Below are 9,431 nucleotides of genomic sequence, written 5' to 3'. Positions count from 1 at the left end.
GTAGGAGCGGCCCCCCGGCCGCGACGGGTTGCCGCTGGCGACTCGATATCCTCGTTCCCGATGAACCTGCTGGATGGCCCGGGTGCCGATGCGCTTGGTTCTGGATAATCCGAGCGCAGTGCACGCTCAGGAGTCACCCAGCGACCGCACCGCTCATCTACCAGGCAGGGTGGCGCGCCAACCGCCCGGGCTGGGCAGGCAATCCCAGCAGAAGGATGGCGTCGCATCACAGACATCACCCAGTCCGTCGTGGTCCGCATCCACCTGGTTGGGATTGGCGACCAATGGGCAGTTGTCGGCCCCATCCGGCACTGCATCACCGTCGTCGTCGGCATCACAGGCATCGCCCTGACCATCGCCATCGGTATCACGCTGATCGGGATTGAACGCCTGTGGGCAGTTGTCGGTCGCATCCGGCAATCGGTCGCCGTCCTGATCAACCGGCGTCGGGTTGGAAACGGTGATCGGGGTGGCGGCGAAATCATAACCCAGCGCACTGGAGCTGGAACTAAAACGGACCTGGGTACTCGCACCGACGGGGAGCTTGGAGACGAAGACCGCCTGATACAGCAGGGTTGGCAGGGCGGCCCCCGGCCATTGCCCGACGAAGCTCAACCACATCGTATTGATGTAACAGTCGGTCGCGGGGTCGCCGTCCAAATCAGTCGTGTCGGCCTGACACAGACTGTCCTGGCTGAAGAAATCCTTGGCTAGCCGATTGCTGATGCCCGCAAACTGTAGCTTCGTCGAGTCCCAATGCAGGCGCAGCCCGAGTCCCAGCAAGTCCTGGCGATGGTCGCTGGTGTCGTACTCGACGCGCAGGGCCAACAACGCTCCGTTGACGACTGTCAAGGCGGTCGGCGACGGCATAACGATCTGGCGTGTCGTGCCGGACGCGCCCGCGTAGGTCACGGTGAGCGTGTCGGTACCGACATTGCCCGCGGCATCCTGCGCACTTACGGTGATGAGGTTGATGCCGCTTACCAGCGCGATCCCGCTGATGCTCCAACTGGTGGTGCCGCTGGCGATACCACTTCCGCCGCGGTCGTTGGTCCAGGTCACTGCCGTTATGCCACGGTCGTCCGTGGCGGTGCCGCTGAGGCTGAGCGGGGTGCCGGGGGCGCTGTAGTCCACGCCGCTGGTGGGGCTGACGATCACGATCGTCGGAACCGCGGTGTCGGGAGCCCAGCGCTGGGTCATCGCATAGGCCGCCGAGGTCATGCCCGAGTAGTGGCCGGGGCGCCCGATCCAACCCGTCATCGTATAGCTTGGCGATATCACGACAGCGGCCCCCGAGGTCGGGGCATCGCGGCCCAGCTGATACGCGGCGCTCGCTTGCCCCATGAGCAAGGGCGCGGGGGCATTGGCCATGACTCCCTGTCCGATCGCGGACCCGGCCCCCAAGAGGCACAAAACCAAGGCGGAAAATGCACGGCAACCAGTGTTCATCGCACTTGCTCTTGTTATTTCACGACGGCGGCACACGGCCGGCAGGGATTCATCGCATCGCGGACCGCGGCCGGCTTAGGTAGCATAGCCCGGCTCGCCGACGCATCCGGAGACGCTCGGATAAACCGACCCCGCCGCGTGATCATCAGGTCCAGGGTGAGGGGCCGCGTATGCCATCAGGGCAGCACGATGTTATTCTGAACCCAATTGTAGATGCCATTATCTGTGACACCCAATTGTGTGGCGCGAACCAGGTTGTCGGTTACGATCGTCTTGAAGTTTCCAACATAGATAATGGCATAACTGCCTTTCATAAAACTGTTACCGGATATCTTCAATGTTTGGTAAGTGCCGGTTGGTGAACCAGTTACCAGGATCGCAGACTGATCTCCTGGCTGCACGATAAACGTATTGTCGGAAATAATGAAATTCCGCCACCAATTATCGGTCGCCTGAATCCAGATTATGCTGCCCTCAGTCGCCAACAAATCTTGGAAGTGATTATCGGAGACGAGCACCTGCCCAAAAACGGCATTAGGGAGTTGCACGGAGCATCTCGTGCAGAAATTTTCAGAAAAAACGCTGCCAGAAGACAGGGTCGCCTTGGTGTCGCGGAAGCGATTGCCACGCGCACGCCCAACCGACAACTGTGTATCGCCGACATCGCTGTCCTGCAAGCGCTCGACTTTGACATTCGAACTCAGGATGCTCATCGACGAAATGGTGGAAATACTGTAATTGACGCCGAGTTGAACGCTGTTCATAACGCCGCCAATGAAGGTACCACCAAATATCGAGAGTGCACCTGGTCCAAAACGGCCGGCAATAAACGTGGGATCGACGCCGTCGAAGATGACGTTGTTGCCGAATTCGCATCCTTGAAAAGTGGCATTAATGGAATAAACTCGAACATTTTCGAAATAGGTGTTGGCGATCACCGCGTACCTGCCGAGGTCGATCTGCTCGGTACCGGTTCCAATAAAGCCACCGCCCTGGATGTGTAGATTGTCTTTGTTCAGCGCCCGGGTATAACCGGATACGCTCGCGAGGCTGATGCGCTCACGCAGTTGCACCATGCTCCCCGGTGTGACCGTGACGCTCCCGATGTTGCTCGCATCGACGACGGTGACGGCCTGGGCGGGCGCCGCGGCCGCGGCGATGGTGATCGCATTGGCCGCGGCGCTAATGGTGATGCCGGTGCCGCCTTGTACCGTGACTGCATCGGTCAGACCGTTGACCGATTTCACCACCTGCGCACCGGCGATCTCGTTGCCGGCAACGCAGCCGGTACAGGTCAGACCCGCGGCATCGCCGCCCTTGGTCGCGCTGGCAGCATACGGGAATGCAACGTCGGCGCTGGCGATCGTGCCGTCGGCGACCTTGGTGCCGTCAACGGCGTCGGCCGCAATCATTGCCGTGGTGACCCCCCCGCTCGGGATGGACAGCGCGACCGTGCCGGACGTGCCGCCGCCCGCCAGTCCCGCGCCCGCCGTCACCCCGCTGATACCGGACGTTCCGGCCGCGTCCGCGCCACATTGCCAGGCGGTGCCGCTCCATTTGGCGATCTGACCGGAGGCGCAACTCAGAGACCCGAGCGTATCGCGGTCGTTCTCCGCGCTGAGCGCGCGATAAGCATAGGGAACGCTGGTCAACAGACGTCGGGGAGTCATCTCGGCGTCGTTGTTGACCGTGACACCGATGTAAACCGGACTGGCGAAGTCGAGCGCGATCGGTCCCAGGTCCTGCTCGAGAAAGCCCGCGGTGGCGGTCACCGGATAGGTGCCGGTCCACAGCGGGGTGGTCGCAGTCGCGGACGCGTAGAGCTTGAACGTCACCGTGACATTGCCCTGAACCGCCTTGCCCGCCGCGTCGGCGAGATAACCTTGGTAGTTGATCACCTGCGGCACTGCGGCGAGCGCCGTGCTGCCGCCGAGGTACGCCAGTAACAACCAGGCGGCACGGGCGAATCGAACCGCGCGGGGGCGGCGGGGCGTCGTGTGCTGCGGCGCAAGCGTTGGGTTCATTTCACTTTCCTCGGACTAATAAGGTAGCGGCAAGGGGCGCCATGGCACTCAGAAATGGGAAATTTAGGTTCAGGGCTCGCAATTGCAGCAGATCCGCCGCCCTACTTGCCGTTCGGATTGTAGTTCAACGGCCTGTAGACATAAAAGAACGCCTTATAATTCTGCTCTTCATTGATAGCGCCAAGTCGCCGGCTGTCATTGTAAGACTGATATGTCACTTCAATCTTGTTATACCCGAAGCGCGTATAGTAATCGTAGGAGGTTACAATCATCGCATGATCAATGACATGACTCCGTCGCCGATGGTGTCAATTTTTCCGTCCTTGTTGACATCGATACCCCAGTCCGCAAATATTATATCCCCCACCTGAACCTTATTGTAGTCCATAAAGGCTCTTGCGGTATCGTAGGTAATAAGCTGGAAATGAACTCCGCGGTACTCAGGTTTGTTCGACTTGGCGTATTCATATAATTTGTTTGCCCCAGTCCACGCCGGCCCCCGTTGACTGTCGCTGCGATAATATCAAGCCAGGCTGCAGTTGGCGCAGCCAAAATCCGTGTCGAACTCATATCGGTTATCAAAAACAGTTCTCATGACATCGCTTTTTATGAAGCCCGCAATCAAGGCTTGGCTCACGAAATTCGTGCAGTTGCCGCCTTCTAGAATAGAGAAGTTGCGAAACGGGTTCCCTGTCGTGGTGCCGGCCGCATAAGGTTGGCGATAATTCTTGATGGCGTACTTGGCAGCCCATGACCCATCGTATGCCTTGAATACATCAGCGCTTACGGCGCTTGAAAGAGCAAATACCGCTCCGATCGCAGCCACCTTGTTTACTAACTTCATTCCGATTCTCCAATTAATCGAAGCCTTTAAGCACAGTCGCACGATCGAGCGGTTCGAGCGAAATTCATAGCCCGCGCGAGTCGGCTCCGGGCGGGGCCGATATTGCCGCAGCCTCAGGGAATTCGCATCGGACAGCTGTCTGAGTTCGACGAACCGGACCGACCCTATCTCGTTCGCCTGCTGTCAGGAGCGACCCAGGGCCCGCGCAAAGCCATTGTCGGTCGCTCAACTAACCCCACCTTCGGGGTAGTTGAAAAGCAGGCTAGACCTTGAACGCAAAGCTGTCAAGCGACAGCGAAAGATTCGTTCCCTCTGGCACCGGCATGTTAAGAATCTTAACGAATCGGGCGGCGTTAAACCCGCTCCCTCTCAACCGCTGGATGACGCTCCGGACCAGGCAGTCCATCGCGCCCCGTGCGCACCAGCACCCCTCAGACTCCAGGCTCCAATGCGATCTGCCCATCCCGCACAAGCACATGCACCTGGCTGCCGTCAGGACACTCGCCAGTGACCATCTTCATAGCCAGCGGGTTCTCCAACTGGCGCTCCACTTCGCGGCGCAGCGGCCGGGCGCCGTAGATGGGATCGAAGCCGTCGGCGGCGAGCTTGTCGAGTACGGCGTCGTCGACCACGACCTCGATCTGGTGCCCGGCCAGGCGTCCCACCAGCTCATCGACAAAGAGCTGGGCGATCGCGCGCACGTCTACCGGCTCCAGGTAGCGGAAGACGATCACATCGTCCAGCCGATTGAGGAACTCGGGCTTGAAGAATCTGCGCACCTCGTGCATCACCAGGTCCCGCGCCTCCGTATAGCTGGGGGTGACGGACTGGACAAAGCCGATCGGGCGCTTGTCCAGCGACAGGCTCTCCGTGCCGAGGTTGGAGGTCCCGATCAGGATGGTGTTACGGAATGAGACGGTGCGACCCTGGGCGTCGGTCAGGCGGCCATCCTCCAGGATCTGGAGTAGCATGTTGAAGACGTCCGGGTGGGCCTTCTCCACCTCGTCGAGCAGGACCACCGTATAGGGATTGCGCCGCACCCGCTCGGTGAGCTGGCCGCCCTCGCCATAGCCGATGTAGCCCGGGGGCGCGCCGATCATCTTGGAGACCTCGTGGCGCTCCATGTACTCCGACATGTCGAGCCGCACGATCCGCGTCTCGTCGTCCAATAGGAAGGCGGCCAGTGCCCGCGCCAATTCGGTCTTGCCCACCCCCGTGGGGCCAAGGAAGAGGAAGGAGCCGATGGGGCGTTGCGCTGCGGTGATGCCGGCACGGTTGCGCCGGATGGCGTCGGAGACTGCGCGCACGGCGTCCTCCTGCCCGACGATCCGCTGGTGCAGGTTCTCCTCCATGCGGGCGAGCTTGACGGCCTCCGTCTCCACCATGCGCGACACCGGGATGCCGGTCCAGCGGGACACGACCCGGGCGATGTCCTCGTGGTGGATATCCTGGTTCTCCTGTTCGCGGGCGGTCTCCCAGTCCTGACGGGCCGCGGCCAGGCGCTCCTCGAGCTTCAGGATCTCCATCTGCCGTTGCGCCACCTGCTCGAAGGCCTGGCCGTTGAAGGCGTCGGTCTTCTCGGCGAGCAGGCGTTGGCGTTCGCGCTCCAGGTCCCTCACCGCCTGGGGAATGGCGATCTGACGCAGATGCTTCTGGGCGCCGGCCTCGTCGAGCAGGTCGACCGCCTTGTCCGGCAATCGGCGGTCCGCGATATAGCGCTCGGCGAACTGGGCCGCGGCATCCAGCGCGTCCGTCGCGTAATGGACGTGGTGGTGGCCCTCGTAGCGCGGTGCGATCCCCCGCAGGATACGGATGGTCTCCTCGATCGACGGCTCACGCACCTGGATGGGGTGAAAGCGCCGCTCCAGGGCCTTGTCCGTTTCGACGAAGCGGTGGTACTCCTCGAGCGTATCGGCGCCGATGACTTGCAGCGTCCCCTGCGCCAGGGCCGTTTTCAGCAGGCTGGGGGCATCCATCCCGCCGGCCCCACCACCGGCGCCGACCACCGTGTGCAGCTCGTCGATGAACAGGATCACCTTGCCCTTGGCCTCGATCACGGCGTCGCGCACCGCCTTCAGCCGCTCCTCGAACTCACCGCGCATCTTGGCCCCGGCGATGATCTCACCCATGTCCAAGGCCAGCAGGCGTTTGTTGAGCAGGGTGTCGGGCACGTCCGCCCCGGCGATCCGGGCCGCCAGGCCCTCGACGATCACCGTCTTGCCGACCCCTGCCTCCCCGATCAGCGCCGGGTTGTTCTTCTTGCGCCTGGACAGGGTCTGGATCACCTGGGCGATTTCCTCCTCGCGCCCGATCACGGGGTCCAGCTCGCCGCGGCGGGCCATCTCGGTCAGGTCGCGCGTGTAGCGTTCCAGCACATCGGGTTCGGTTTCCGCGTCCTCGCCGTTGATGGTGCGACCGCCGCGAATCTCCCGGAGCGCCTTGCGCACCTGGTCGCGGTTGATGCCCTCCTCGCGCAGCAGCTCCGCGGTGTGGCCGGTCTTCGGATCGAACAGTGCGATGAACAGGGTGCCGGTGGAGATAAGGCTGTCGCCGAGGCTCTTGCCCTCCTCGTAGGCGATGCGAAAGAGCTCCGCCACCTCCTGGCTGACGACGATCTGGTTGGTCTGGACGGGGGCCGTGCGCTCGTACTGCTGGCGCACACGTCCCTTAAGGCGCTCGGTCGCCTCGTGGGGGTGCGACAGCAGGTTGTGCAGGATGGCCTGGGGTTCGGCATCGGGCTGGGATAACAGGGCGACCAGGATGAAATCCGGCGTGAGGACGTTGCGGCGCTGGCCGGCGAGTTCGGCCACCGCCATCTCCAGGGCCTGCAGCGCCTTCTTGGTGCTGAGTTGGGTGTAGTTCTGGATCACGGCCTGGTCTTACCTCAGGTTGGTCGGCTACTCACGGGAGGGTCGAGGGTTAATGGGGGCGCCTCATACAACGGACAACATCGCACGTCCACCCGCCGGTGTCGTCGTCGCCGGTGCCAGGGACTGGAAGCGGCCAGGGTCCAACGGCTCCAGGGACTCCAGCGCGTCCACCCGGAGCCCAGTTCGACGACCGCGCGGAGCGCGGACCATGAGGGTCCGATTAGCCGGCCCCAGCCGGTAGCTGCTGCTGATCCCGAGCACAGCGCCGGTATCGAGTGGAGGCAACAATTCACCATTTAGGTATTATTGTCGCGGCAAGCGGCAAAATAGCGAGAGCGCATTAGCACACCGCTCATCAATGCGATAGACATCTTGCTGCCACAAACCGCGCTCAATAGATTGCAACCCGGGCCGGGCGATCCCTTGCAGCTATTCTTGATCCCGCGTGTTATTGCCTCCTCACCAAGCGTCAAACGCCTATCCGGCCCGCGGCGAACGGGGAAAACGGCGGATGGACATCGGCACTGGCGCTGTGTTCGCCAACGCACCGACGCCAGCCAGGGACTTGCGCTTAAACTGCGCTTCATGGTGGTGGACTAACGTCACCATGAAACCGCGCCATGATCGTCGCGACACCCCGGCGGCAATGCCGCCGAGCTGAGTTCACTCGCAACCCCCAAGGAGAAGACCATGAGTCTTGGAACCATCCTGTTGGTCGTTCTGATTCTACTGCTGATCGGTGCCTTTCCGGCCTGGCCGCATAGCCAAAGTTGGGGCTATTATCCCAGCGGCGGGTTAGGTCTGGTTGTGATAATCCTCCTCATCCTGCTTTTACTCGGGCGGATATGAAGGCTGGGGCAGCAGCCTCGCAGGGACGCGACATACCAGTCCGGGGCAACACCTCGTGATCGCATGGTTTCGTCAGTCTAGCCCTGAAGAGGCGTAACATATCGGCACAGCGCCTGATGTCCCGCCCTTCAGGGCTAGACCGCGTTCAGTGCACCTGACCCCAGACACCCGCAAACCACCGGAGACCCACGTTGGACGACCAGACCCGCGGCGAGGCAGCGAGCAAAGACCTCACGACGGCGCTAACCGAGCAGATGCGCGCCGCCGCTGCCGCGGGCCGACCGCTGGTGCTGCGCGGGGCGGGCACCAAGTCCCTCCTCGGTCGGCCGGTCACGGACTCGGCGGAGCCCCTGGACCTGGCCGGCCATAGCGGGATCATCAACTACCAGCCCAAGGAACTGGTCATCACCGCCCGTTGCGGCACCACCCTGGACGCCATCGACTCCGTGCTCGCCGAGCATGGCCAACAGATCCCGTTCGAGCCGCCGCGCCTCGGCAGCAAGGACCGGCCGGGCGCGACCCTGGGGGGCACCATCGCCTGTGGTCTTTCCGGTCCTGCCCGGCCATTCGCGGGGGCCGCCCGTGACTTGGTGCTGGGCGCCCGCGTGCTGACCGGCCGGGCGGAGGTCCTGCGCTTTGGCGGCGAGGTGATGAAGAACGTGGCCGGCTACGACTGCTCCCGGCTCATGGTCGGGGCCTTCGGCACCCTGGGGGTGCTGCTGGATATCAGCTTCAAAGTCCTGCCGATCCCGCCCTTCTCGCGCACCCTGATGCAGGCGTGCGATCAGGTGACGGCACTGGAGCGGATGAACCGCTGGGCGGCGAGGCCCTTGCCCGTCACCGCCACCTGTTGGACGGACGCCGGTGACGGTGGGCGTCTGTGGGTCCGCCTGGCCGGGGCCGAGCAGGGGGTGCGGGCGGCGCAGTCGGTGATCGGCGGTGAGCCACTGGCGGATGAGGACGCCGCGGCCTTCTGGACCGAGTCGATCCGCGAGCAGCAACACGGCTTTTTCGGCGGCGACCTGGCGCTGTGGCGGATTGCGCTGCCCCAGGCCACGGCGCCACTGGACCTGCCGGGTCCGCAACTCCTGGAGTGGGTTGGCGCCCAGCGCTGGCTGCGCAGCGCAGCCGAGCCCACGGCCATCCGCGCCGTCGTGACCCGGGCCGGCGGGCACGCCACCCTGTTTCGCGGTGGTGAGCGCATGGGAGCGGTATTGCACCCCTTGGGGGCACCGCTGATGGCGCTGCACCGCCACCTCAAGCACGCCTTCGACCCCCAGGGCATCCTGAACCCCGGGCGGTTGTACCAGGATTTCTAATTGGGTTTTCCGCCTTATCTTGCTCCCCGCCTAAGCCCCAAAGGGGCGCGATATTTCCAGCCCAGGGCAACGCCCT

The 9,431-nt window shown here is 63.0% G+C and carries 6 protein-coding genes; 2 read left to right on the top strand and 4 right to left on the bottom strand.

What is annotated here, in order from left to right; genetic code table 11:
- Positions 1–153 precede the first annotated feature (153 nt).
- The 4 genes from QZY44_RS15085 to QZY44_RS15070 form a co-directional block, all read right to left on the bottom strand.
- Positions 154–1,371: a thrombospondin type 3 repeat-containing protein gene (locus QZY44_RS15085; RefSeq protein ID WP_295447635.1), complete on the bottom strand. Its 1,218-nt coding sequence runs from the start codon at positions 1,369–1,371 to the stop codon at positions 154–156.
- Between the two features lie 254 nt (positions 1,372–1,625).
- Positions 1,626–3,473 carry a hypothetical protein gene (locus QZY44_RS15080; protein ID WP_295447632.1) on the bottom strand — a complete coding sequence of 616 codons (1,848 nt, stop codon included), beginning with the start codon at positions 3,471–3,473 and terminating at the stop codon, positions 1,626–1,628.
- Between the two features lie 523 nt (positions 3,474–3,996).
- Positions 3,997–4,317 (bottom strand): amidase domain-containing protein, encoded by a 321-nt coding sequence (locus QZY44_RS15075; protein ID WP_295447629.1) that lies wholly within the window; start codon positions 4,315–4,317, stop codon positions 3,997–3,999.
- A gap of 431 nt (positions 4,318–4,748) precedes the next feature.
- Positions 4,749–7,187 (bottom strand): ATP-dependent Clp protease ATP-binding subunit, encoded by a 2,439-nt coding sequence (locus QZY44_RS15070; RefSeq protein ID WP_295447626.1) that lies wholly within the window; start codon positions 7,185–7,187, stop codon positions 4,749–4,751.
- A gap of 690 nt (positions 7,188–7,877) precedes the next feature.
- Here QZY44_RS15070 and QZY44_RS15065 point away from each other — a divergent pair.
- Entirely contained in the window at positions 7,878–8,036 is a 159-nt protein-coding gene (locus QZY44_RS15065) for a DUF3309 family protein (RefSeq protein ID WP_295447623.1), read from the top strand.
- 191 nt (positions 8,037–8,227) lie between these two features.
- Entirely contained in the window at positions 8,228–9,355 is a 1,128-nt protein-coding gene (gene glcE / locus QZY44_RS15060) for a glycolate oxidase subunit GlcE (RefSeq protein ID WP_295447620.1), read from the top strand.
- The last annotated feature ends 76 nt before the right edge of the window (positions 9,356–9,431 follow it).

Source organism: uncultured Thiodictyon sp. (assembly GCA_903837595.1).
Taxonomy (GTDB): Bacteria; Pseudomonadota; Gammaproteobacteria; order Chromatiales; family Chromatiaceae; genus Thiodictyon.
This window is presented reverse-complemented; position numbering and strand designations above follow the sequence as displayed.